The organism is Duganella sp. Dugasp56 (assembly GCF_047304105.1).
Taxonomy (GTDB): domain Bacteria; phylum Pseudomonadota; class Gammaproteobacteria; order Burkholderiales; family Burkholderiaceae_D; genus Rugamonas; species Rugamonas hordei.
The window spans coordinates 104353-126745 of the sequence record NZ_JBGLYQ010000015.1 but is presented as its reverse complement, the minus strand read 5'-3'; the positions used below and the strand labels follow the sequence as shown (position 1 = coordinate 126745).

Genomic DNA, 22393 nt, shown 5'->3' with positions numbered 1-22393 from the left:
GATGTACTACCGCGAATATCCTCCACTCCCGGCTCTGGCCGCACATGTCGAATGCATGTGGGCAGCGCGCACACCGGCCAGCGCGCATACGCATCGGGTGCTGCCGGATAACTGCATCGACATCCTGTGGCAGGACGGCGGCCAATCCGGCTTCGCGGTCGGCATGATGAGCAACGCGATCCAGGTCGCCAGCGTTGCCCCGCTGCGTACGGTGGCGGTACGTTTCAAGCCCGGCATGGCGGCCGCGTTCCTCGATACGCCGCTGCACGCACTGACCGACCAGCGCGCGGACATCGACCTGCTGTGGGGCCGCGGCGACGCCGACCGCCTGGCCGACGCGCTATGGAGCGTCGAGCTGCCAGAACGCGCACGCCTGGCACTGATCGAAGCACAGTTGCTACAGCGTCTGCGCGCTGCCGGCAGCAGCCGCAGCGACGCGCTAGTCAGCCGTGCCCTGGCGGCGCTGGACGCCAGCAACGGCGGCCTGCGCATCGGCGAGTTGGCCGCCGGGCTGGGCGTCTCGCGCCAACACGTGGCGGCGCAGTTCCGCGAGCGCGTGGGCCTGTCACCCAAATTGTATGCCCGCATCCGCCGCTTTCGCCGCGCCACGGCCGCCCTCAAGACCGGCCCAGCACCGGACTGGGCGCAACTAGCGCTGGAGTGCGGCTATTTCGACCAGTCCCATCTGATTCACGAGTTCCAGGAATTTTCCGGCAGCGCCCCGGAGGGCTTTCTGCTGGCCACCTAGCTTCCATTTTTACAATCGCCGCTGCTGGCTATGTGCCAAGATGATGTTTTCAACATCTTCATGGAGGCAAGCATGATCAAGGGACTACGGACGGCGGCTTATCCGGTGGCCGACCTGGCTGGCGCCAAGGCCTGGTACGGCAAGGTATTCAATACCGAGCCGTATTTCGACCAGCCTTTTTACGTCGGCTTCAGCATCGGCGGCTTCGAGCTGGGGCTGATACCGGACGGCACGCCGGGCAAGACCGGCAGCATGGTCTACTGGGGCGTGGACGATATCGAGGCCGAAGTCGCGCGCATCGTGGCGCTGGGTGCCACCTTGCCGGGGGCGATCCAGGACGTCGGCGAGGGCATCAGGACGGTCGAACTGGCCGACCCGTTCGGCAACCTGCTTTGCCTGATCGACAACCCGCACTTCGATTTGGCAGCAGTCCGCTAGCGGATGTGGCACACTACTGCCTCTGAAAAATAAAGAGGTAGTGCCATGTCCCGCCGTAACGCCAACCTGATCAAGTCGCCCGAGCAAATCGTCCTGGCGCGTGTCGCCGCCCAGCTGGCGGCCGATGTGCTGACGATGATCGGCCCGCACGTCAAGGCCGGCGTGACCACCGGCCACCTCGACAAGCTGTGCAACGACTACATCGTCAACGTGCAGCAGGCGATACCGGCCAACGTCGGCTACGGCGGCTTCCCGGCCACCGTGTGCAGCTCGGTCAACCACGTGGTCTGCCACGGCATTCCGGCCGACGACGAGGTGCTCAAGGATGGCGACATCATCAACATCGACGTGGCCGTCATCAAGGATGGCTGGCACGGCGACACCAGCCGCATGTACTACGTCGGCGAGCCGTCGAAATCGGCGCGCAAGCTGGTCGAGACGACGTATTCGGCGATGTGGGCCGGCATCCGCGCCGTCAAGCCGCGCGCCACCTTGGGCGACGTCGGCTTCGCGATCCAGACCATCGCCGAGAAGGCCGGCTACAGCGTGGTGCTGGACTACTGCGGCCACGGCATCGGCATGGTGTACCACGAGGAACCGCAGGTGACGCACTACGGCCGTCCGGGCCAGGGCGTGGTGCTCAAGCCGGGCATGCTGTTCACGATCGAACCGATGATCAACGCCGGCCGCGCGGCAACGAAGGAATTGAGCGACGGCTGGACCGTCGAGACGCGCGACAAATCCTTGTCGGCGCAGTGGGAACACATGGTGCTGGTGACCGAGACCGGGTTCGAGGTGCTGACGCTGGCGCCCGGCGAAACCGGCGCCAAGGCGCAAATCCCTATCGCCGGCTGATTATTTCAGCGTCAGCTTCAAGGCCGGCTTTTCGCCGTAATCTTCGTAACGCTCGTTGATGCCGGCCACGCAGTACGCCACCTCTTCCAGGATATCCGGCACGGCGGCCTTCATCGCCCCGGCGTCCTGGATGACGATCTCCAGCACCTCGTTCGGCTTCAGGCGGAACTTGCTCATGCCGTCTTCATCGCGCAGATAGCTCAGACAATCGACCCAGGCGTCCATCGTGTTGCCGTAGCCGTCGGGGAAGCCCATCGCCGCCTTGCAGGCCGCGTGGAAGCTGTCGAAATCGACGATCGCCGCGCCGTTCAATTCTGCGGTTGCCATTATTTTTTCTCTTTCCGGGGGTCCGTCACGAATCCCAACTTCGTCAATCCGTTCGACTGCGCCGCCGCCATCACCTGCGCCACCACTTCGTAGCGGGTGTCCTTGTCGGCACGCAGCTGCAGTTCCGGCTGCGGGTCCAGTTTGGCCGCTTCGACCAGGCGCTTTTCCAGCCCATCCTGCTCGACCGCGTCGTCGTTCCAGTAGATCTTGCCGGCGCCGTCGATAGACAGCGTCACCGTGGCCGCCTGCTGTGGACTGGCTTGTGCCTGCGCCTTCGGCAGGTCCAGCTTGACGGCGTTGGTGAACATCGGTGCGCTGAGGATGAAGATCACCAGCAGCACCAGCATCACGTCGACCATCGGCGTGACGTTGATGTCGGCCATCGGCCCCGGATTGCGGTGGTGGTTGAATGCGCCAAAGCTCATGCTTGCTCCCGGCAGTGGATTACCTGCTTATTTTGTCAGATACGCGTGCAGGTCGTGCGCGAAGGCGTCCAGCTCGGCCAGGGTCAGCCGGTTGACGCGGTTGAAACCGTTATACGCCAGCACCGCGGGGATCGCCACCGTCAGGCCGATGGCCGTCATGATCAGCGCCTCGCCGACCGGGCCGGCCACCTTGTCGATCTGCACCGTGCCGCTGGCCGACACATTGGCCAGCGCGTGGTAGATGCCCCACACGGTGCCCAGCAGGCCGACGAAGGGCGCGGTGGCGCCTATCGACGCGAGCAAGGTCAGGCCGCCTTCGAGCCGGTTGGTGGAGCGCTGGATCGCCACGCGCAGCACGCGCGTGACCTGCGCCGCATGGTTCATCTCGCCGCCCAGCGAAGCACGGCCGGAGGCGGCCAGCTGCGCCGCGCCCTGCTGCGCCAGCGGCAGGAAAATCTGCTCGGGATCGGCCAGGGCCAGCGTGGCGACACCGTCCGTCATCGACGGCGCGTCCCAGAACCCCTGCACGGCCGGTGCGCTGCGGCGGATGCGCCAGGCGGCATAAGCCTTGGCCAGGATGAAGAACCAGCTCACCAGCGACATCGCCAGCAGCACCAGCGCCACGATGTGGCTGATGGTGTCGCCCTGTTCCCAGTAGCTGGCCAGGGTGAAGTGGTTGGGCGTCATCAGTTCAGCGCCAGCACGTCGTTCATGTCGTACAGGCCGGTGGCCTTGTCGGCCAGGAAGCGGCAGGCGCGCAGCGAGCCGTGCGCATAGGTCACGCGGCTGCTCGACTTGTGGCTGATCTCGATGCGCTCGCCGGTGCCGGCGAACAGCACGGTGTGGTCGCCGACGATGTCGCCGCCGCGGATGGTGGCAAAGCCGATCGACGACGGATCGCGCTCGCCGGTCACGCCTTCGCGGGCGTAGACGGCGCAGTCCTTCAGGTCGCGGCCCAGCGCGTCGGCCAGCACTTCGCCCATCTTCAGCGCGGTGCCGGACGGCGCGTCGACCTTGTGGCGGTGGTGCGCTTCGATCACTTCGATGTCGTAGCCGACCGACAGCGCCTTGGCGGCCTGCTGCAGCAGCTTGAGCGTGACGTTGACGCCGACGCTGAAATTGGGCGAGAACACGATGGCGGTTTTCTTGGCCGCCTCGGCGATCGCCGCCTTGCCCGCCGCGTCGAAGCCGGTGGTGCCGATGATCATCTTGATGCCGTGCTCGGCGCAATAAGCCAGGTGCTCCAGCGTGCCTTCCGGACGGGTGAAGTCGATCAGGAACTGGGCGCCGGCCAGGCCCTTGGCGAATTCCGATTCCACCAGCACGCCGGCCGGCTTGCCGAGGAAGGCGGCGGCGTCGCTGCCGACGTTGGCCGAACCGGCGCGGTCCAGCGCGCCGGACAGGCGCGCGTCCGGCGCGTCCAGCACCGCTTCGATCAGGATGCGGCCCATGCGGCCGCCGGCGCCGGCGATGGCGATGTTCATGTCAGTCATGCTGCTGTCCTCGTGCTTGTTCGTTGGTGCTTATTTCTTGTCGTTCGTCACCGTGACGCCGACCGGCGACGCGGCGGCGTTGTCGCTGCCGGCCGGGATCGGCGAGGTGTTGCCGACCGGCCGGGCGTCCGGCACGTCCAGGTTTTTCTTGACCTTGGGCGCCGGGCCGGCGATGCGGGCGATGTATTCTTTTTCGGTCGGCAGGTTGCCGCCTTCCCAGCGCGCGACCTTGTTGTCCTTGTCGAAGAACACGATCACGCGGCTGGTGGTGATTTCGCCGTTGCCCTTGGCCATGCGGAACGCGTAGTCCCAGCGGCTGGCGTGGAAGGGGTCGGTCAGCAGCGCGGTGCCGAAGATGAAGCGCACCTGGTCCTGGGTCATGCCGACCTTCAGCTGCGCCAGCATTTCCTCGGAGACGAAGTTGCCCTGCTGGATGTCCGGACGATACGGCGAGAAGAACCACATGAACTTCTGCAGCTGGGTGATGGTGGTCGTTTGCGCGCCCTTGTTGGCGTCCAGCGTGGCACCGGTTTCTTTCACTGCGGTCGATTTCTCGCCCAGCGTGGTGTTGGAAGCGCAGCCGCCCAGCGCCAGCGCGACGCACACAGCGCCTGCGAGCCGGGGAGTGAAACGGTGCAACAAAGACTGCGATAAAGCCTGGGTGACGCGCATGGTTGTCCTCAATCTGATCGAGCGGAAGTGCCGAAAAACGCCATATCATAAAGCACAAGCCGCGACATGGGGCTGCGTGGGCACTCGAAGAGATCGCATTATCCAGCAAATCGGATGTTATGTCCTTGTTTTATAAAGAATAATTGTAAAACATTGCAAATGTAAATTTCCCCCCGGCGCGCGCCGCGGGGGCGATTTAGCTGCGGCGGCACCCGGAGTGCGTTAAACTGTCACCTCGCCGTCACCTCGCACCGCCAACCACATTATAGAGTCTCGACCATGGGTAACAATCCTACCGATCTGAAGGCCAGCGGCCTGAAAGCCACGCTGCCACGCCTCAAAATCCTGGATATTTTCCAGAACAGCGAAGTGCGCCACCTGACCGCCGAGGATGTCTACAAGATCCTGCTGGCCGACAATATGGATGTGGGCCTGGCCACCGTCTACCGCGTGCTGACCCAGTTCGAGCAGGCCGGCCTGCTGAACCGCAACCACTTCGAAACCGGCAAGGCCATCTTCGAGCTGAACGAAGGCTCGCACCACGACCACCTGGTGTGCCTCGATTGCGGCCGCGTGGAGGAATTCTTCGACGAGGCAATCGAAACGCGTCAGCAACTGGTGGCGAAAGAGCGCGGCTTCAAGATCGCCGAGCACGCGCTGGCGATCTACGGCAACTGCACCAAGACCGCCTGCCCGCACCGCCCTTGAAAATCCGGGGTCAGATCCGACATTTGGACACGGGCTCTACCGTAGCAGCCGCTACGGTAGAGCCCGTGTCCAAATGTCGGATCTGACCCCGGATTAGTTGTGGCTCAGCGCGTTCGATAGCAGCTTGGCGGTGATGTCGACGATCGGTATCACCCGCTCGTAGGCCATGCGCGTCGGGCCGATCACCCCCAGCGTGCCGACGATCTTGCCGTTGGCCGTGTACGGCGCGGTGACCACGCTCATCTCGTCCATCGGCACCAGGCTCGATTCGCCGCCGATGTAAATCTGCACGCCGCTGGCCTTGCTCGACACGTCGAGCAGCTGCATCAGCCCCGTCTTCTGCTCGAACATGTCGAACATCTGCCGCAGCGACGTCATGTTCGACGACAGGTCGCTGACCGACAGCAGGTTGCGCTCGCCCGCGATGACCATGTCGTCCGAGTTGTCGGCCATCGCCTCGCTGCCCGCCTCCACCGCCGCCTGCATCAGCCGCCCCATGTCGTCGCGCAGCTGGCGCAGCTCGTGCTGCAGCCGCGTGTGCACCTCGTCGAAGGCCAGCCCGCCGTAGTTCTGGTTGATGTAGTTGGCCGACTGCACCAGCTGCGCCGGGCTGTAGTCGACGTCGGTCAGCAGCAGGCGGTTCTGCACGTCGCCGGTCGGGCCGACGATCACCAGCAGGATGCGCTTCTCGCCCAGGCGCAGGAATTCGATCTGCTGGAACACCGACTCGCGCCGCGGGCTGAGCACCACGCCGGCGAACTGCGACAGCGACGACAGCATCTGCGCGGCGTTGGAAATCATCTTCTGCGGCTGCGGCGCCTGCAGCCGCATGCGCCCCTCCACCGATTGCTCGTCCAGGTGCTGCACCGTCAGCAGCGTGTCGACGAAGATGCGGTAGCCGCGCGGCGTCGGCACCCGGCCGGCCGAGGTGTGGGGACTGGCCACGTAGCCCAGCTCCTCCAGGTCGGCCATGATGTTGCGTATCGTCGCCGGCGACAGGTCCAGTCCGGAGATCTTGGACAGCGCGCGCGAGCCTACCGGCTGGCCGTCCGCGATGTAGCGTTCGACCAGGGCCTTGAGCAGTGTTTGTGCGCGTGTATCGAGTTGCATGTTGAGTCTATCGAGGTAGTTCCGTCGGGTTTGCTTCTATTATGCACGCTCCGCGCCGGACGGGGGCCGCGGCGTGGCGTCAATGCCGCATTTGCTCGCGTACCCAGGCCAGAAGTTCGTCAAACGAGGCGCAGATGGCGTCCGGCGCGATGCCGGCCTCGAGGTGCGCGCTGCCGCCGCCACGGTTCATCCACACCGCCCGCAGCCCCGCCCCTTGCGCGCCCTGCACGTCCAGCCGCAGGTCGTCGCCGACGTAGACCGCTTCCCGCGGCGCCACCCCCATCGCCTCGCAGGCGGCCAGGAAGATGCCCGGGTCCGGTTTGGCGCGGCCGAACCTGGCCGACGCCAGCGTGTACTCAAAATGGTGGTGCAGCCCTATGACTTCAAGATCGGCATTGCCGTTGGTGATCACGCCCAGCCGCAGCATGCGCTGCAGCTCGGCCAGCGCCGGGACCACGTCGGCGAACGGCGTGACGGCGTTGCGGCACTCGGCGAAGTGGCGCATCGCGCCTTCCACATGGACGGCGTCCTCGCCGGTTTCGGCAAACACGTCCAGCAGCGCCTGGCGGCGCAGCTGGTACAGGTCGGTCACCAGCTCGGGTCGGCGCTCCAGCAGCGCCATGCGCATGGCGCGCAGCTCGGCGATCGTATATTTGCCGGTCACCTTGGGCGCGCGCTCGGCCAGCCAGGCGTGCCAGCTGACTTCCGCCGCCGCGATGACGGGGCCGATCGGCCACAGGGTATCGTCGAGGTCGAACAACAAGGCGTGGGGTCGGCGTGAGGTCATGGCGGGCCAAAAATAGTGGACAAGCGGTATTGTCGCACCGATCACGGCGCCGTGACGGCATGGTAAATTATTGGATTACTCAGCCGGAGATGCCGTGTTCCCGACCACTCTTTGCCGTCCATTGCCGGCCCTGGCCCTGGCCTCGCTGCTGGCCGGCTGCGCCACCGCCGTCCAGCCGCCGGACTTTTCCTCGTTCGTGGTGATGGGCGACAACGGCGCCGCCGTGGCGCGCGTGCTGGTCGCCGCGCCGGCCTGCCCCGACATCGTCATCGACGGCCGCCCGCTGGCGATGGCCGTGCGCGCGCCGGCCGCCACCATCGCGCTGCGCTCCACGCCGTCGGCGCCGGCCGACTCCAGGCCGGCCAGCTTCCCGCTGCTGACCTGCGAGGCGCCGCTGCCGGCTGGCGGCCAAGGCGCCACCGTGCTGGGCCGCGCGCTGCCGCTGCCGAAGGCCGAGCCGCAACGCATCGTCGTCATCGGCGACACCGGCTGCCGCCTGCAAAAGAGCAGCGCCAGCTACCAGGCCTGCAACGACGGCGCCGCCTATCCGTTCGCCGCCGTGGCGGCCCAGGCCGCCGCCTGGCGTCCGGACCTGGTGATCCACGTCGGCGACTACCATTACCGCGAAAACGCCTGTCCCGACGGCGACGTCGGCTGCGCCGGCAGTCCCTGGGGCTACGGCTGGGACGCGTGGAACGCCGACTTCTTCGCGCCCGGCGCGGCGCTGCTACGGGCGGCGCCGTGGATCATGGCGCGCGGCAACCATGAAAGTTGCCCGCGCGGCGGCCAAGGCTACTGGCGCTTCCTCGACCCGCGCCCGCTGCTGGCCGGCCGCGACTGCAACGCCGACGCCGACGATGCCGTCGGCAACTACAGCGATCCCTACGCCGTGATGATCGGCCAGTCCACCCAGCTGATCGTCATGGACACCGCCGCCACCACGTGGAAGGGCCTGAAGCCGGGCGACCTCGGCTACGACAAGTACCGCGAGCTGTACCGCAAGGTCGACGCGCTGTCGCGGCAGGCGCCGCACAACATCGGCATCACCCACCACCCGCTGCTGGGCATGGGCGCCGACCGCAAGGGCGACGGCCCCATCGTGCTGCTGACGGGCGACGCCGGCCTGCAGCAGGCGTTCGGCTCGCTCAACCCGCAACTGCTGCCGGCCGCGATACAGACCATGCTGTCCGGCCATGTGCACCTGTGGGAACAGGTCAGTTTTTCCAGCGGCCACCCGAGCCAGCTGATTTCCGGCTTTTCCGGCACCGCCGAGGATATCGTCCCGCTGCCCGAGCGGCTGCCGGCCGGCGCCACGCCCGCGCCGGGCGCGGTGGTGGACAGCTTCAGTTCCTGGGTCGACGGCTTCGGCTTCATGACCATGGAGCGGCGCGGCGCCGAGCAATGGGAGGTGCTGGTGCACGATCTGCAGGGCAAGGTGCGCAACCGCTGCCGCATCGACGGCCGCCGCTCCAGTTGCGACGCCGCGCGGGTCAAATAAGGCGGCAGCCGCCGCCGCAGCCGGTCCGGTGTCACATGCTGTTACATCGGTTCAGGGCCCGGCGTTACCAAATGCACTAAAATACCGGGCAATTCCGTGTAATATGCTGCACCCAGTGGTGTTGCCGGCCCTATTCGTTTTGGAGAGAGATTTTTATGAAAAGTTTGTATCTGCGTTCGGGCCTCGCCCTGCTGTGTGCCGTCATTTTGAGCGCTTGCGGCGGCGGCAACGGTAGCCTGGCCCTGTCCGGCACCGTCAGCGGCCTGACCAAGGACGGCATGGTGCTGGTCAACACCAACACCGGCGAGAAGCTGCCGATCCCGAACGGCACGTCCACTTTCGTCTTCACCAAGCTGGCCGCCGTCGACGAGCAGTTCAACGTCATCGTCGATACCCAGCCGACCGGCGCGTTCTGCAAGCCGAGCGGCACCACCAACACCGGCAAGGCCAACGTCTACACCGCCTACTACATCGCGTTTGTCTGCACCGCCAATCCATGGACCCTGGGCGGCACCGTCACCGGTCTGGACACCAAGGGCCTGGTACTGGCCAATGGCGCCGACACGGTGGCGATCCTGCCGGGCGCATCGGCCTCGACGCCGGTCAGTTTCACCTTCCCGACCAAGGTCGGCGATGGCTCGCCGTTCGGCGTGACCATCCTGTCGCAGCCCAAGGACACCACCAAGACCTGCACCCTCGCAAACAACGTCGGCACGATGCCGGGCGGCGACTACTCGCAGATCGTCGTCACCTGCCAATAACGGCCGGCCCCGCTTATTTTTTGGAGCAATACATGAAATTTTCGACTTTGGGCGCCGGCGCGGCGCTGATCCTGGCTGCGGCGCTGGCCGGCTGCGGCGGCAAGGCGCAGTTCGCGGTGCAGGGCACGATTGCAGGCTTGAACAACGACGGCCTGGTGCTGGCCAACGGCAGCGACACCGTCAAGGTGCCGGCCGGCGCCAGCAGCTTCGTGTTCCCGCACCAGATTCCGTACGGCACAGACTACAACATCACCATCCAGACCCAGCCTGCGCACATGAGCTGCTCCCTCGGCGGTGCCAGCGGTTCGGCCGGCCACAACGTCGCCATCGCGGCCCAGGTGGTGTGTAATCAGAGCACCCACACGCTGGGCGGCCAGTTCACCGGCCTGTTCCAGTACAAGGACGCAACCTCGGCCACGCCCGACACGCTGCTCAACCGCACCGTGGTGCTGTTGAACGGCTCCACCGGCGGCCAGCTGACGGTCAGCAGCCCGACCGACAGCAGCGGCAAGGGCGATTTCGTGTTCGGCAGCCAGGTGGCGGACGGCCAGGCCTACGGCGTGACCATCCTGACCCAGCCGGTCGGCGCCACCTGCACGCTGGTCAACGGCACCGGCGTGATGCATGAAAACAATGTCAGCAACCTGGTGCTGACCTGCGCGACGAACTAAGGGCAGGACGGGAGGCGGGAGGAGTGTTATTCACATTCATGATGTTCGATATGTGAAAAATAAACTTGTGTTATATGCCGCGTCGCAGCATAATTCACCTGTCTCCTCCACTTCTTGCAAAGGAATTGGATTTAGCCCGCTTTAACCAGCGGGCTTTTTTTTGCCTAGACGGTTTGCGGCTTGAGCAGGTTGGCCAGCGCGACGTACTGGGCCAGGCCCACCGTTTCCGGACGCATGGTCGGGTCGATGCCGGCGGCGACGATCTGTTCTTCGGTGAACATGCCGGCCAGGCAGTTGCGGATCACCTTGCGCCGCTGCGAGAACGCCTTCAGCACCACCGCCTCCAGGGTCGGGCCGTCGCACGGCAGCGGCCTGGCCACCGGGATCATGCGCACGATCGCCGACTCCACCTTCGGCGGCGGATCGAACGCTTCCGGCGGCACCACGAACAGCAGCGACATGTCGTAGCGCCATTGCAGCATCACCGACAGGCGGCCGTAGGTCTTGCTGCCCGGCTCGGCCACCATGCGCTCCACCACTTCTTTTTGCAGCATGAAATGCTGGTCCTGCACCTGCGGCGCGAACGTCGCCAGGTGGAACAGCAACGGGCTGGAGATGTTGTACGGCAGGTTGCCGACGATGCGCAGCTTTTGGCCGGCCGGCACCGGGATCGTGGAAAAATCGAACTTCAGGGCGTCGCCGGCGTGGATGGTCAGCTTGGCCGGGTTGTAGGTCTTTTCCAGCCGCGCCACCAGGTCGCGGTCCAGCTCGACGACGTGCATCATCTTCAGCGTGCGCATCAGCTGCTCGGTCATCGCCCCCAGGCCGGGGCCGATTTCCACCATCGCGTCGTCCGGCGCCGGGGCGATGGCTTCGGTGATGCTGGAGAGGACGTATTTATCGTGTAAAAAGTTTTGGCCGAAGCGTTTGCGGGCAACGTGTTTCATGATTGTTCTTATTGAGAGTGATTAAGAGGCTGGGAGGCCGCGGCGTTGGCCATGGCGACGGCGGTGTCGATCGCCGCTTCCATGCTGCCGCAATCGGCCAGCCCCAGGCCCTGGGCGGCCAGGTCCAGCGCGGTGCCGTGGTCGACCGAGGTGCGTATCAGCGGCAGGCCCAGCGTGATGTTGACGCCCTGGCCGAAGGTGGCGTACTTCAGCACCGGCAGGCCCTGGTCGTGGTACATGGCCAGCACGCAGTCGGCGTCCTTCAGGTATTTGGGCTGGAACAGCGTGTCGGCCGGATACGGGCCGGAGGCGGCGATGCCGCGCGCCCGCGCCGCCGCGATGGCCGGCGCGATGACGTCGATCTCTTCGCGCCCCAGGTAGCCGCCCTCGCCCGCGTGCGGGTTCAGGCCGCACAGCAGGATGCGCGGCGCGGCGATGCCGAATTTGGTCTTCAGGTCGTGGGCTATGATGTCGAGGATGCGCGCCAGGCCGTCCTGGCTCAGCGCGGCAGCGACGTCCTTCAGCGGCAGGTGCGTGGTCGCCAGCGCCACGCGCAACGGCGGCAGCGGCGGAGCGCCGGCGGGCGACGCCGGCGTGCCGGCCAGCATCATCACCACCTGCGGCGTGCCCGTCTGGTCGGCGAAGTATTCGGTGTGGCCGGAGAATTTGACGCCGGCGTCGTTGATGGTGCTCTTTTGCAGCGGCGCGGTGACCACCGCTTCGAACCAGCCGGCCCGCACGCCCTCGATGGCGGCGTCCAGCGTGGCCAGCACGGCGCGGCCGTTTTCCTTGTCCAGCCGGCCCGGCACCACGTGCGCGGACAGCGGCACGTCGATCACGCTGATGCGCCCGGGGCCGAAGTGCGGCAGGCCGCCGTTGCGCACCGCCTGCAGCGACAGCGCCGACAGCTGGATCGCGGGATCGATGGCGCTGGCCGTCATGGCCAGGAAGGCGGCGTCGCCCAGCAGCACGCAGTTGACTTCGTGGCGCCGCGCCCAGGCGGCGCGGATCGAGATTTCCGGGCCGATGCCGGCCGGCTCGCCGACCGTGACGGCGATCGCCGGACGGGCGGACGGGGAACGCACTGCGGTGCGCCCAGGGTTCAAAGTGGCGCTCACGCGTGGTCCCCTTGCCGCTTATTTGTTGACGTTGTTGCCGTCGTCGGTGCGGTACTCGACGTAGGCACGGTCGCGCACTTCACGCTGCCAGCTTTCCGACGCTTCTTCCAGCTTGCGCTCGCGGATCGCCTGGCGCGCGTTGTTGCGCTCGCGCTCTTTCGACACGTCGTCGCTCTTGCGCTCGAGCACTTCGATCAGGTGGATGCCGAAGCTGGTCTCCACCGGCTGGCTCACTTCGCCGATCTTCAGATTGTTCATCGCCGCCTCGAATTCGGGCATGGTGTCGCCCGGGTACAGCCAGCCCAGGTCGCCGCCCTTGGCGGCCGAGCCGTCGTTGGAGAACAGCCGCGCCAGTTCCTCGAACTTGGCCGCCTTGTTGTCCAGGCGCTCCTTGAGCTCGGTCAGCTTGCGCTTGGCGTCGGCCGCGCTCATCGTCGGCGTGACCTTGATCAGGATGTGGCGCGCGTGGGTCTGCTGCACCGAGGCCGCCGCCTGCGCCTCGGCCACGCTGCGGCGGTCGACCGCCTTCAGGATGTGGAACGCGCCCACGCTCTTGATGATGGGCGTGACCTGGCCCGGCTTGAGCTTGACCAGCGCCTCGGCAAACACCGGCGGCAGCCGCTCGGGCTGGCGCCAGCCGACCACGCCGCCCTCCAGCGCGTCGCTGGCGTCCGAATAGGTGGCGGCCATCTTGGCGAAGTCGGCGCCGGTGCGCAGCTGGCGCATCACTTCCTCGGCGCGCGCGCGGCGCTGGGCGATCACCTCGGCGGTGGCGTTGTCGGGGATGCGCACCATGATCTGCGAGATGTTCACCTCGAACTGCTCGGCGGCGGCGGCCTTTTCGGCGGCCATGAAGCTGTCGACCTCGGCGTCCGAGATCTGGATCTTGGAGTCGACCTCGTGCTCGCGCAGGCGCTGCATGATGATCTCTTCGCGGATCTCTTCGCGGAAGGCGGCGAACGGCGTGCCGTCCTTTTCCATCTGGTTGCGCAGGTCCTGCACGGTCAGCTTCTGCGCCTCGGCGATGCGGGAAATCGAGCGGTCGAGCTGCAGGTCGTCGACGCGCACGCCCATCTCCTTGGCCATCTGCAGCTGGGCGCGTTCGACGATCATGCGCTCGAGCAGCTGGCGGCGCAGGTCGGCCGGATCCGGCATCTGCACGTTCTGCGCCTTCATGCGGGCGGTGACGGTCTTGATCCGGTTGCTCAGCTCGCGCTGGGTGATGACGTCGTCGTTGACCACGACCACGATCGAATCGATGGCGACGTTGCCCGACTCGCCAGGCGGCAGGAAGCCGCCCTTGCCGTCAGACTTGTCGGCCTTGGCCGGCGCGGCCGGCGTGGTGTTCAAGGCCGTGGCGGCGGGCGCGGACGCCGGCGCGGCGGCGGGCGTCGGCGCAGGCTTCTTCGAGAACACGCTGCAACCGCCGAGGGCGGCCGTGCACAGCAGGACTGCGAGGATTTTCATTTCGAACTTCATCTGCATGGTGGAACGCTCATGAGTCAGGTGTAAAAAAAATCAAAAAGCGCCCGCTGCCGCTGTTGTTGCCATTGCTGCTGCGGCGGGCGCCGGGTTGCCTTGCTTTAGCGGCCGTAGCCCTCGTTCAAACGCTGATAACCGGGAATGCTGCTCTTCATCGCTTCGAGCGGACTGCCCACGCCCAGGTGCGACAGCCCGTTCAATTCCAGCTGGAAGAAGATCTGCGTCGAGGCCTTGGTCGAGGTGGTCACGAAACGCTGGGCGCCGGTGCGGAACACCCAGCAGTCGGCGTTGTACTCGAGGCCGACCAGGCTCTCGAGGATCTTCTTGTCCTGCACCGAGTAGCTGACCCGGCCCACGCCATACCAGCGCTGGAAGATCGGCCACTGGCTCGACAGCTCGATATTCTTGAAGCTGCCGCGCAGGTAGCGGTAGCCCAGGTTGAGCACCTTCTTGGCGCCCGGCACCCACTGCGCGGTATAGCTTTCCGACACCACCCGGCTCTGGCTCGGGTTGTACTGCACCGCGCTGTCGAAGGTCCAGGTCTCGGAGATGCGGCCGGTGGCCGCCAGCAGGATGTCGGAATGGGCGTCGACCACCGGCGTCGACGAGTCCAGCTGCACCTTCTGGTCGCGGAAATAGAAGCGCTGGCCGAACGCCAGGCGCAGCGCCTCGCCGCCGTTGGCGTCGAGGAAGCGCGAGGTCAGCGCGGCCGTCAGCTGGTTGGCGTCGCCGATGCGGTCCGAGCCGACGAAGCGGTTTTCGCTGAAGATCTGGCTGAAGTTGAAGGTGGCCGCGTCGGTGTCGAAGGTGGGGAAGCGGCTCTGGTCGCGGTACGGCGTGTTGACGTAGAACAGCCGCGGCTCCAGCGTCTGGGTCATGTCCTTGCCGCCGAACTTGATGTCGCGCTCGAACACCAGGCCCGAGTCCAGCGAGAACGTGGGCACCGCGCGCGACAGGTTTTCCGACTTCTGCGTGCCGTAGGAATCGAGCTGGTAGCTGCCCAGGTTGACCATCACCTTGGGCGTGACGAAGTAGCTCGGCCCGACGATCGGATAGCTCAGCTGCGGGATCGCCACCAGGCGGGTGCCGTTGATCAGGGTCGGGTGGTAGAAGCGCGTCAGCTCGGAATCGAAGGCCCAGTCGAAGCCGCCCGCCACGTCGTACTGCGCGGCGTGGAAATTGACCGCCGGCAGCCGGTCGTAGGGACGCGAGACGAACAGCGTCGGGTCGACCACCGATTCCGGATCCTGCAGCACCTGGTACTTCTGCACGCGCGCGGTCAGGGTCCAGAAGTCGCCGTGATAGTCGGTGCGCAGTTCGCGCAGCAGCTGGCGCTCGGTCGAGCTCGACACGGTCTTGGAAAAGTCGTTCGGGTAGTTGTCGTCCGACGCCGCGCGGATGCTCCAGCCGTACGACCAGCTGGGGCTCAGGTCCTGGGTGTGCGTGGTCCGTATCATCCAGCGGTCGCTCTGGTCGTTCGGATTGGCCTTGGCGTACTCGCGGTCGTGCGGCATGTACTCGATATACGTCTCGCCCTGGTACAGGCCGCCGGCGGTCTCGCCCAGATAGCGGCCGCTGGCGCCGAGCTGGATGCCGCGGTTGGAGATGATTTTCGGATACACGGTCAAGTCGCGGTTGGGCGCGATATTGAAGTAGTACGGCACCGTCAGCTCGGCGCCGTTCTTGGAGCCGAAGCCCGGCGTCGGCGACAGCCAGCCGGAGCGGCGCGCGCCCGACAGCGAGAACGACATGGCCGGCGTGCCCAGGATCGGCACGTCCTTGAAATAAATGATGGTCTTGCCGGCCGTGCCGACGTCGCGGCCGGAATCGAGGTTCAGCGTGTTCGAGCGCAGATACCAGTCCGGGTTGTAGCCCTCGCAGGTGCTGTAGGTGCCGTTGACCACCACCGCCTCGTCTTCGTTGATGAAGTTGATGCGCTCGGCCTTGCCCTGGGCGTGGTTCGCTTCCAGCTTGTACGTCGGGTTGAGCATATAGCCCTTGCCCGTGTCCATGTTCAGCTTGAGCTCGTCGCCGGTGAAATAGTCGCCGAAGCGCCAGATCTTGACGTTGCCCTTGGCTTCGACCTCGTCCTCGACCTGGCGGTAGCAGGCGGTGTCGGCCTTGACGCGGGTCTTGTCCTTGACCAGCTCGGCGTCCCGCTCCAGCGTGATTTCCCGTTCCGGGCGGCCGCCGATGTCCTCGGCCTGGACCGTGGTGACGGCGTTCTTGTCCTCCACCCGCGGCGCGCGCGGCTTGGGCGCGCCGGTCTGGGCGTAGCTCGGCGCTGCCGAAACGGTGACGATGGCAGTCAGGGCATACGCCCAGCGTTGCGAGGTAGAGGGGGGGGCCAGTAGCCAGCGCATGCAACTCATGAAAAGAAGGGATGAAACACCATGACAGGCGATTTTTTGATTTGAATCCCTTATTATATGGGAATCTTCACCTGATACCGGTTTCCACGGCTCGCTTAATGTCTTTATTACAGAATTTAACTTCCGATACATCTTCCGACCCCCGCCTCGAACAGCTGACCGCCTGGCTGGCGACCTTGGGCGTGGTCGACGTGGCCAGCGCCCGTCCGGCCTCGGCCGACGCCAGCTTCCGCCGCTACTTCCGCGTCGATGTATTGCCGAATCAACAAGCCGCGCTGGGCGCCACGCTGATCGTCATGGACGCGCCGCCGGAGCGCGAGAACGTGCTGGCCTATGTCAAGCTGGACGAAATGCTCACCCATGCCGGCGTGACGGTGCCGCGCATCGTCGCCACCGACTACGAGCGCGGCTTCATGCTGATGTCCGACCTGGGCGTGACCACCTACCTGCAGGTGCTGGACCACGACAACGCCTCGACCATGTACGCCGAGGCGCTGGAGGCGCTGGTCAAGTTCCAGCTGACCAGCCAGCCGGGCGTGCTGCCCGAGTACGACCGCGCCTTCCTGCTGCGCGAAATGAACCTGTTTCCCGAGTGGTACATCGGCCAGCACCTGAAGGCCACCCTGAGCGACAAGCAGGCGGCCGAGCTGCAGGGCGTGTTCGAGGCCATCCTGGCCAACGTCACCGCCCAGCAGCAGATCTACGTGCACCGCGACTTCCATTCGCGCAACCTGATGTGGATGGACGCCGGCAACCCCGGCGTGCTGGATTTCCAGGACGCGCTGTACGGCCCGATGACCTACGACCTGGCCTCGCTGCTGCGCGACGCCTACGTGCAGTGGGACGAGGAGCTGGTGCTGGACTGGGCGATCCGCTACTGGCAGCACGCCAAGGCGGCCGGCCTGCCGGTCAACCAGGACATCGACGCCTTCTACAAGGACTTCGAATACATGGCCCTGCAGCGCCACCTGAAGATCCTCGGCCTGTTCTGCCGCCTGAACTACCGCGACGGCAAGGCCCAGTATCTGGGCGACCTGCCCACCGTGATGGACTACGTGCGCAAGACCGCCGGCCGCTACAAGGACCTGAAGCCGCTGCTGCGCCTGCTCGACACGCTGGAAGACAAGCAGCCGCAAGTCGGCTACACCTTCTGAGGCGGCGCGCATGAAAGCCATGATCTTCGCCGCCGGACGCGGCGAACGGATGCGTCCGCTGACCGACACCACGCCCAAGCCGCTGCTCAAGGTACGCGGCCGGCCGCTGATCGTCTGGCATATCGTCAATCTGGTGCGGGCCGGCATCACCGAGATCGTCATCAACCATTCGCACCTGGGCCAGCAGATCGAGGCGGCGCTGGGCGACGGCAGCCAGTTCGGCGCGCGGCTGATGTACTCGCACGAGCCGGTCGCGCTGGAGACGGCCGGCGGCATCGCCCAGGCCCGCCACCTGCTGGGCGAGGAGCCGTTCGTCGCCGTCTCGGGCGACATCTATATTCCCTACTTCGACTTCGAGCAGGTCAAGGACGTGCTGCACGACAAGGACATGTGGGGCAACCCCTACCCCGCCGACCAGCGCGACATCTGCTGGCTGTACCTGGTGCCGAATCCGGACTTCCTGCCGGACGGCGATTTCGGCCTGACGATGTACTCGCTGACCAACGACGGCTCGCCGAAATGGACCTTCGGCAACATCGGCGTCTATCGTCCCGAAATGTTCGACGGCATCGCGCCCGGCGCACACGCCAAGCTGGGACCGCTGATCCGCGCCTACGCCGACAAGAAACAGGTCGGCGGCGAGGTCTACCAAGGCGAGTGGCACAACCTCGGCACCGTGCAGCAGCTCGACCTGCTGAACGCGCCTATCGCCCCCCGCGCACGCGGCGCCAAGGGCGTGCAGTGATGGCGGCCGCCTTGCAAGTCCACATTGAGCGCCGCGCGCGCCTGCTGGCCCACATGCCGCCCGGCGCGGTAGCCGTGCTGCCGACCGCGCCGGAAGTGACGCGCAACAGCGACAGCGAATACCTGTACCGCCACGACAGCTACTTCTACTATCTGACCGGCTTCACCGAGCCGGACAGCGTGCTGGTGCTGGTGGCCGCGCGCGGCGATGCACCGGCCCGCGCCATCCTGTTCTGCCGCCAGAAAAATCTCGAGCGCGAAATCTGGGAAGGCTTCCGCCACGGCCCCGAGGGCGCGCGCGCGGCCTTCGGCTTCGACGCCGCCCACGCCATCGAAGATCTCGACGGCGAGATAGTCAAGCTGCTGGCCGACGCGCCGGCGCTGTACTACGCGCTGGGCAGCCCGCTGGATGCGCAGGTCAGGCTGTGGCTGGCCAACGTGCGGCGCATGGCGCGCACCGGCGTGAGCGCGCCGGCCAGCGCGGTCGACCTGCTGCCGCTGCTGGACGAAATGCGCCTGTTCAAGGACGCCGGCGAACAGGCGACCATGCTGAGCGCCGCGGCCATCTCGTCGCAGGCCCACGCGCGGGCGATGCGGGCCGCGCGGCCAGGCATGTACGAATACGAACTCGAGGCGGAACTGCTGTACGAGTTCCGCCGCAACGGCGCGCAGGCGCCGGCCTACAACTCCATCGTCGCGGCGGGCGCCAACGCCTGCGTGCTGCACTACAGCGCCAACAGCGCGCAGAGCAGGGACGGCGACCTGGTGCTGATCGACGCCGGCTGCGAGCTCGATGGCTACGCCTCCGACATCACGCGCACCTGGCCGGTCAACGGCCGTTTCAGCGCGCCGCAAAAACGCCTGTATGAACTGGTGCTGGCGGCGCAGTCGGCCGCGCTGAAGGCGATCGCCCCCGGCCTGCCCTACTCCGGCGGCCACGAGGCGGCGGTGCAGGTGCTGGCGCAGGGCATGCTGGACCTGGGGCTGCTCGACAAGAACAGCCACGGCAGCCTGGCCGACATCATCGCCGACAAGCGCTACCTGCAGTTCTACATGCACGGCACCGGCCACTGGCTGGGCATGGACGTGCACGACGTCGGCCAGTACCGCGACACCGCCGCCGAAGGCAAGCCGTCGCGCGCGCTGCAGCCGGGCATGGTGCTGACGGTGGAGCCGGGCATCTATGTGCGTCCGGCGGAGGGCGTGCCCGAGGAATACTGGAACATCGGCATCCGCATCGAGGACGATGTGCTGGTGACGCACAGCGGCCACACCATCCTCAGCACCGCGCCCAAGGCCGTCGACGAGATCGAGCAACTGATGCGGCAGCAATGACGGATTCCACTTTCGACGTCGCCATCTGCGGCGCCGGCCCGGCCGGCATGGCGCTGGCCGCGCTGCTGGCCAGGCGCGGCATGGCCCCGAACCGCATCGCGCTGATCGATGCCAGGACGCTGGGGCAGGCCGGCAAGGATCCGCGCTCGATCGCGCTGTCCTGGGGCAGCCGCCAGATACTGGAAGACATCGGCGCGTGGCCGGTGGCGGCCACCGCCATCCACCAGATCCACGTGTCGCGCCGCGGCCAGTTCGGCCGCAGCCTGATCGACCGCGACGAGCACAAGCTGCCGGCGCTCGGCTACGTCACCCGCTACGGCGATCTGGTGACCGCCCTGGGCGCCGCCTGCGAACGGGCCGGCATCGTCATGCTGCGTCCCGCCCGCGTGCAGGCGATCAACGAAGGCGACGACGCCGTCGCGCTGGCGCTGGACGCCGCCGGCACCGCGCGGTCGCTGCACGCAGCCATCGTGGTGCAGGCCGAAGGCGGCTTGTTCAGCGACCAGGAAAGCAAGGCCCGCCGCCACGACTACCAGCAAACCGCGATCATCGCGCAAGTACGTGCCAGCCGGCCGGTCGAGCATCGCGCCTACGAACGCTTTACCGGGCAAGGCCCGCTGGCGCTGCTGCCGCAAGGCGACGAATATTCATTGGTCTGGTGCGTGCGCCCCGAGTCGGCGGCGCGCCTGCAAGGCCTGGACGATGACGCCTTCCTGGCCGAACTGGGCGCCGCGTTCGGCGAGCGCCTCGGCCGCTTCACGCACGCTTCTCCGCGCCTGGCTTTCCCGCTCGGCCTGAACGCGGATCCGCGCGGCACCGTCCGCACCGTCGCCATCGGCAACGCCGCGCAAACGCTGCATCCGGTCGCCGGGCAGGGCCTCAACCTCGGCCTGCGCGACGTCACCGTGCTGGCACGGCTGCTGGCGCAAGGCGCCAATCCGGCGATGCTGGCGCAATTCACCGAACTGCGCCGCCAGGACCGCGACACGACCGTACGCCTGACCGACACCATGGCCCGCGTTTTCGCCAACGATTCGCCGGCCCAGGCGCTGCTGGGCCTGTCGCTGGCCGCCATCGACATGATCGGCCCCGCCCGCGGCGTGCTGGCCGAACTGATGATGTACGGCCGCCGTTGACCTGAGAACACACAGGTGGGCTAGCCCGCCCAACTCCCTGTGGTAAACCCTCGCTTTCGACCTCTCTTTTCCTCTCTTTTTCTTGCCTTACCTCGCTTTTTGAACTTCTTCCAAAATTTGCGGTCTAAAGAAATGAAAAGTGAAGAAAAGAGAGGAGAAAGCAGAATGTTTACCACAGTGAGCGTGCAGTTCTCTACTGATACCCTGCTCCGGCTGGTCGAGCGGCTGCGCCGCGACGGCGGCGTGCAGGACTTGTCCGAAGCAATGAACGCGGCGCTGGAATTCTGGCTCGACGCCAAAAAGGCGCTGCCTCCCGGCTCCGATCCTGGCAACGTGCGCGGCTACCAATGGAAATCGTTGTTTCTGCCTGAAGGCACGATCCTGCGATCGTGGAGTTATGGAGAGCACAACTACGCACGAGTGGAAGGCGACAAGATCATTCACGAAGGGCAATCTGTGACGCCCAACGAATTTGCCCGCTCCTTCGCGCGCACCGCGCGCAACGCCTGGTTCGACCTGTCCGTCAAATTCCCGGGCGAAAAGCATTTCAAGATGGCGAACCTGCTGCGCAAGGAGCAGGCGAAGCAGGAAGAGCTGCGGACGCAAGCGCAGCCCGGGGCTGCGGCTGCCGTGGTCTCTGTCGTGCCCCCGTCTTTACCCGTCCCGGTCCAAGTCAAGCCGGCACCGGAGCCATCCCCCGCTCCGGCCAGAAATACCGACCACGAGCCGGGATGGAATCTTCCAGAGCGGCGCAAATTCCGCTACCGCCTGGAAGACGTGGCCTACTAGACTAGGTGCGGGTGATCGAAGCGCCGCCGTCGACCAGCGAGGCGGTGCCGGTGACGAAGGACGAGTCGTCCGACGCCAGGTACAGCACCGAGCGCGCCAGCTCTTCCGGCTGCGCCACGCGTTTCAGCGCATGCAGGTTGGTGACGAAGGAGGTCGACTCCGGCGTATCGTTCATGTCGCGATACATCGCCGTATCGACGGCGCCCGGCAGCACCGCGTTCACGCGCACGCCCTGCGGGCCGTATTCCGCCGCCAGCGCCTGCGTCAGCCCGATCAGGCCGGCCTTGCTGGCCGCGTAAGCCGCCACGCCCGGGAAGGCGAAGCTGTAGCCGACGAAGGTCGAGGTGAAGATCACCGAACCGCCGCCATGCTTGATCATTTCAGGAACCTGGTGCTTGGCGCCGAGGAAGGCGCTGGTCAGGTTGGCGGCGAGGGTGTCGTTCCAGCCCTGCTCGGAAACGCCGGTGGTTGCGCCCATTTCGCCCAGCGTGCCGGCGTTGTTGTAGGCGATGTCCAGGCGGCCGTAGGCTTCCACCGCGGCGGCGACCAGTTGCGCGTTGAACGATTCGGAAGTGACATCGCCGGCCAGCGCGATGGCGGCACCGCCGTCGGCGACGATTTCAGCAACGAGGGTATCGAGTTCGGCCTGGCGGCGCGCGGCCACCACGACTTTGGCGCCTTCGGCGGCGAACAGTTTGGCGGTGGCGCGGCCGATGCCGGAAGATGCACCGGTGACGATGGCGACTTTGTTTTGCAAGCGGTTCATGGTGAGGCTCCTTGTGGTGGGTTGATGTAGCCATGGTAGGCTTCACCAACACCACCA

The 22393-nt window shown here is 66.2% G+C and carries 24 protein-coding genes; 12 read left to right on the top strand and 12 right to left on the bottom strand.

Going from position 1 to position 22393, the window contains the following annotated elements; all coding sequences use genetic code 11:
* Position 1 precedes the first annotated feature (1 nt).
* The 3 genes from ACCD07_RS12890 (at position 2) to map (ending at position 2041) form a co-directional block, all read left to right on the top strand.
* Positions 2-748: a DUF6597 domain-containing transcriptional factor gene (locus tag ACCD07_RS12890; RefSeq protein ID WP_413447543.1), complete on the top strand. Its 747-nt coding sequence runs from the start codon at positions 2-4 to the stop codon at positions 746-748.
* Between the two features lie 72 nt (positions 749-820).
* A complete protein-coding gene (locus ACCD07_RS12885) occupies positions 821-1186 on the top strand; it encodes a VOC family protein (RefSeq protein ID WP_413447542.1) in 366 nt (121 codons plus the stop codon).
* 45 nt (positions 1187-1231) lie between these two features.
* Positions 1232-2041 (top strand): type I methionyl aminopeptidase, encoded by an 810-nt coding sequence (map, locus tag ACCD07_RS12880; RefSeq protein WP_353404349.1) that lies wholly within the window; start codon positions 1232-1234, stop codon positions 2039-2041.
* On the opposite strand, the gene ACCD07_RS12875 is transcribed toward map, so the two are convergent.
* The 5 genes from ACCD07_RS12875 to ACCD07_RS12855 are packed head-to-tail and all read right to left on the bottom strand — an operon-like array spanning position 2042 to position 4958.
* A complete protein-coding gene (locus ACCD07_RS12875; RefSeq protein ID WP_176655711.1) occupies positions 2042-2368 on the bottom strand; it encodes a barstar family protein in 327 nt (108 codons plus the stop codon). It abuts the gene before it with no gap.
* Positions 2368-2793, bottom strand: coding sequence for an ExbD/TolR family protein (locus tag ACCD07_RS12870; RefSeq protein WP_353404351.1), 426 nt, complete (start codon positions 2791-2793; stop codon positions 2368-2370). Before ACCD07_RS12870 ends, ACCD07_RS12875 begins: the two co-directional genes overlap by 1 nt.
* Positions 2794-2820: 27 nt before the next feature.
* On the bottom strand, positions 2821-3480 hold the full coding sequence (locus tag ACCD07_RS12865; protein ID WP_176655713.1) for a MotA/TolQ/ExbB proton channel family protein: 660 nt from the start codon (positions 3478-3480) through the stop codon (positions 2821-2823).
* Positions 3480-4286 carry a 4-hydroxy-tetrahydrodipicolinate reductase gene (gene dapB, locus ACCD07_RS12860; protein ID WP_176655714.1) on the bottom strand — a complete coding sequence of 269 codons (807 nt, stop codon included), beginning with the start codon at positions 4284-4286 and terminating at the stop codon, positions 3480-3482. The genes ACCD07_RS12865 and dapB overlap by 1 nt, the downstream gene beginning before the upstream one ends.
* 30 nt (positions 4287-4316) lie before the next feature.
* A complete protein-coding gene (locus ACCD07_RS12855; protein WP_176655715.1) occupies positions 4317-4958 on the bottom strand; it encodes an outer membrane protein assembly factor BamE in 642 nt (213 codons plus the stop codon).
* Between the two features lie 279 nt (positions 4959-5237).
* Between ACCD07_RS12855 and fur the strand changes: the two genes are divergently transcribed.
* Positions 5238-5666, top strand: coding sequence for a ferric iron uptake transcriptional regulator (gene fur, locus ACCD07_RS12850; protein ID WP_176655716.1), 429 nt, complete (start codon positions 5238-5240; stop codon positions 5664-5666).
* A 93-nt stretch (positions 5667-5759) separates the two neighbouring features.
* On the opposite strand, the gene hrcA is transcribed toward fur, so the two are convergent.
* Together hrcA and ACCD07_RS12840 are read right to left on the bottom strand one after the other, a co-directional pair.
* Positions 5760-6776 (bottom strand): heat-inducible transcriptional repressor HrcA, encoded by a 1017-nt coding sequence (gene hrcA / locus ACCD07_RS12845; RefSeq protein ID WP_353404352.1) that lies wholly within the window; start codon positions 6774-6776, stop codon positions 5760-5762.
* Between the two features lie 79 nt (positions 6777-6855).
* Positions 6856-7563, bottom strand: coding sequence for an HAD family hydrolase (locus ACCD07_RS12840; RefSeq protein ID WP_413447541.1), 708 nt, complete (start codon positions 7561-7563; stop codon positions 6856-6858).
* Positions 7564-7657: 94 nt separating this feature from the next.
* On the opposite strand from ACCD07_RS12840, the gene ACCD07_RS12835 reads away from it, so the two are divergent.
* From ACCD07_RS12835 to ACCD07_RS12825, 3 genes are all read left to right on the top strand, one after another.
* Positions 7658-9061, top strand: coding sequence for a metallophosphoesterase (locus ACCD07_RS12835; protein ID WP_413447540.1), 1404 nt, complete (start codon positions 7658-7660; stop codon positions 9059-9061).
* Between the two features lie 155 nt (positions 9062-9216).
* Complete coding sequence (locus tag ACCD07_RS12830; protein ID WP_413447539.1) at positions 9217-9822, top strand: hypothetical protein; 606 nt, start codon at positions 9217-9219, stop codon at positions 9820-9822.
* A gap of 32 nt (positions 9823-9854) precedes the next feature.
* Positions 9855-10493 (top strand): hypothetical protein, encoded by a 639-nt coding sequence (locus ACCD07_RS12825; protein ID WP_413447538.1) that lies wholly within the window; start codon positions 9855-9857, stop codon positions 10491-10493.
* Positions 10494-10657: 164 nt separating this feature from the next.
* Here ACCD07_RS12825 and rsmA read toward each other — a convergent pair whose 3' ends face one another.
* The 4 genes from rsmA to ACCD07_RS12805 all read right to left on the bottom strand — a co-directional run bounded on the left by rsmA (position 10658) and on the right by ACCD07_RS12805 (position 16403).
* Positions 10658-11440: a 16S rRNA (adenine(1518)-N(6)/adenine(1519)-N(6))-dimethyltransferase RsmA gene (rsmA, locus tag ACCD07_RS12820; protein WP_413447537.1), complete on the bottom strand. Its 783-nt coding sequence runs from the start codon at positions 11438-11440 to the stop codon at positions 10658-10660.
* 8 nt (positions 11441-11448) lie between these two features.
* Positions 11449-12558: a 4-hydroxythreonine-4-phosphate dehydrogenase PdxA gene (gene pdxA / locus ACCD07_RS12815; RefSeq protein ID WP_413447536.1), complete on the bottom strand. Its 1110-nt coding sequence runs from the start codon at positions 12556-12558 to the stop codon at positions 11449-11451.
* Between the two features lie 18 nt (positions 12559-12576).
* Positions 12577-14025 (bottom strand): peptidylprolyl isomerase, encoded by a 1449-nt coding sequence (locus ACCD07_RS12810; protein ID WP_413447535.1) that lies wholly within the window; start codon positions 14023-14025, stop codon positions 12577-12579.
* 116 nt (positions 14026-14141) lie between these two features.
* Complete coding sequence (locus ACCD07_RS12805; RefSeq protein ID WP_413447534.1) at positions 14142-16403, bottom strand: LPS-assembly protein LptD; 2262 nt, start codon at positions 16401-16403, stop codon at positions 14142-14144.
* A 107-nt stretch (positions 16404-16510) separates the two neighbouring features.
* On the opposite strand from ACCD07_RS12805, the gene ACCD07_RS12800 reads away from it, so the two are divergent.
* The 5 genes from ACCD07_RS12800 to ACCD07_RS12780 all read left to right on the top strand — a co-directional run bounded on the left by ACCD07_RS12800 (position 16511) and on the right by ACCD07_RS12780 (position 21570).
* Positions 16511-17566, top strand: coding sequence for an aminoglycoside phosphotransferase family protein (locus tag ACCD07_RS12800; RefSeq protein ID WP_353404363.1), 1056 nt, complete (start codon positions 16511-16513; stop codon positions 17564-17566).
* A 10-nt stretch (positions 17567-17576) separates the two neighbouring features.
* The gene (murU, locus tag ACCD07_RS12795) at positions 17577-18311 is read left to right on the top strand and encodes an N-acetylmuramate alpha-1-phosphate uridylyltransferase MurU (protein ID WP_176655725.1); all 735 of its coding nucleotides are present in this window, start codon (positions 17577-17579) and stop codon (positions 18309-18311) included.
* Positions 18311-19645: an aminopeptidase P N-terminal domain-containing protein gene (locus tag ACCD07_RS12790; RefSeq protein WP_413447533.1), complete on the top strand. Its 1335-nt coding sequence runs from the start codon at positions 18311-18313 to the stop codon at positions 19643-19645. Before murU ends, ACCD07_RS12790 begins: the two co-directional genes overlap by 1 nt.
* Positions 19642-20781, top strand: a complete 1140-nt coding sequence (locus ACCD07_RS12785; RefSeq protein ID WP_413447532.1) for a UbiH/UbiF/VisC/COQ6 family ubiquinone biosynthesis hydroxylase — start codon at positions 19642-19644, stop codon at positions 20779-20781. The genes ACCD07_RS12790 and ACCD07_RS12785 overlap by 4 nt, the downstream gene beginning before the upstream one ends.
* 165 nt (positions 20782-20946) lie before the next feature.
* Positions 20947-21570 carry a hypothetical protein gene (locus tag ACCD07_RS12780; RefSeq protein ID WP_413447531.1) on the top strand — a complete coding sequence of 208 codons (624 nt, stop codon included), beginning with the start codon at positions 20947-20949 and terminating at the stop codon, positions 21568-21570.
* Position 21571: 1 nt separating this feature from the next.
* On the opposite strand, the gene ACCD07_RS12775 is transcribed toward ACCD07_RS12780, so the two are convergent.
* Positions 21572-22336: an SDR family oxidoreductase gene (locus tag ACCD07_RS12775; protein WP_353404372.1), complete on the bottom strand. Its 765-nt coding sequence runs from the start codon at positions 22334-22336 to the stop codon at positions 21572-21574.
* Positions 22337-22393: the final 57 nt, after the last annotated feature.

Excerpts from the sequence above, each read along its gene's own strand:
- rsmA (WP_413447537.1), bottom strand. The coding sequence starts at position 11,440 with ATGAAACACGTTGCCCGCAAACGCTTCGGCCAAAACTTTTTACACGAT.
- ACCD07_RS12825 (WP_413447538.1), top strand. The coding sequence starts at position 9,855 with ATGAAATTTTCGACTTTGGGCGCCGGCGCGGCGCTGATCCTGGCTGCG.
- ACCD07_RS12840 (WP_413447541.1), bottom strand. The coding sequence starts at position 7,563 with ATGACCTCACGCCGACCCCACGCCTTGTTGTTCGACCTCGACGATACC.
- murU (WP_176655725.1), top strand. The coding sequence starts at position 17,577 with ATGAAAGCCATGATCTTCGCCGCCGGACGCGGCGAACGGATGCGTCCG.
- ACCD07_RS12870 (WP_353404351.1), bottom strand. The coding sequence starts at position 2,793 with ATGAGCTTTGGCGCATTCAACCACCACCGCAATCCGGGGCCGATGGCC.
- dapB (WP_176655714.1), bottom strand. The coding sequence starts at position 4,286 with ATGACTGACATGAACATCGCCATCGCCGGCGCCGGCGGCCGCATGGGC.
- ACCD07_RS12885 (WP_413447542.1), top strand. The coding sequence starts at position 821 with ATGATCAAGGGACTACGGACGGCGGCTTATCCGGTGGCCGACCTGGCT.
- ACCD07_RS12805 (WP_413447534.1), bottom strand. The coding sequence starts at position 16,403 with ATGCGCTGGCTACTGGCCCCCCCCTCTACCTCGCAACGCTGGGCGTAT.
- ACCD07_RS12785 (WP_413447532.1), top strand. The coding sequence starts at position 19,642 with ATGACGGATTCCACTTTCGACGTCGCCATCTGCGGCGCCGGCCCGGCC.
- ACCD07_RS12775 (WP_353404372.1), bottom strand. The coding sequence starts at position 22,336 with ATGAACCGCTTGCAAAACAAAGTCGCCATCGTCACCGGTGCATCTTCC.
- ACCD07_RS12830 (WP_413447539.1), top strand. The coding sequence starts at position 9,217 with ATGAAAAGTTTGTATCTGCGTTCGGGCCTCGCCCTGCTGTGTGCCGTC.
- ACCD07_RS12890 (WP_413447543.1), top strand. The coding sequence starts at position 2 with ATGTACTACCGCGAATATCCTCCACTCCCGGCTCTGGCCGCACATGTC.
- ACCD07_RS12780 (WP_413447531.1), top strand. The coding sequence starts at position 20,947 with ATGTTTACCACAGTGAGCGTGCAGTTCTCTACTGATACCCTGCTCCGG.
- fur (WP_176655716.1), top strand. The coding sequence starts at position 5,238 with ATGGGTAACAATCCTACCGATCTGAAGGCCAGCGGCCTGAAAGCCACG.
- ACCD07_RS12800 (WP_353404363.1), top strand. The coding sequence starts at position 16,511 with ATGTCTTTATTACAGAATTTAACTTCCGATACATCTTCCGACCCCCGC.
- ACCD07_RS12855 (WP_176655715.1), bottom strand. The coding sequence starts at position 4,958 with ATGCGCGTCACCCAGGCTTTATCGCAGTCTTTGTTGCACCGTTTCACT.
- ACCD07_RS12865 (WP_176655713.1), bottom strand. The coding sequence starts at position 3,480 with ATGACGCCCAACCACTTCACCCTGGCCAGCTACTGGGAACAGGGCGAC.
- ACCD07_RS12875 (WP_176655711.1), bottom strand. The coding sequence starts at position 2,368 with ATGGCAACCGCAGAATTGAACGGCGCGGCGATCGTCGATTTCGACAGC.
- hrcA (WP_353404352.1), bottom strand. The coding sequence starts at position 6,776 with ATGCAACTCGATACACGCGCACAAACACTGCTCAAGGCCCTGGTCGAA.
- ACCD07_RS12810 (WP_413447535.1), bottom strand. The coding sequence starts at position 14,025 with ATGAAAATCCTCGCAGTCCTGCTGTGCACGGCCGCCCTCGGCGGTTGC.
- ACCD07_RS12790 (WP_413447533.1), top strand. The coding sequence starts at position 18,311 with ATGGCGGCCGCCTTGCAAGTCCACATTGAGCGCCGCGCGCGCCTGCTG.
- map (WP_353404349.1), top strand. The coding sequence starts at position 1,232 with ATGTCCCGCCGTAACGCCAACCTGATCAAGTCGCCCGAGCAAATCGTC.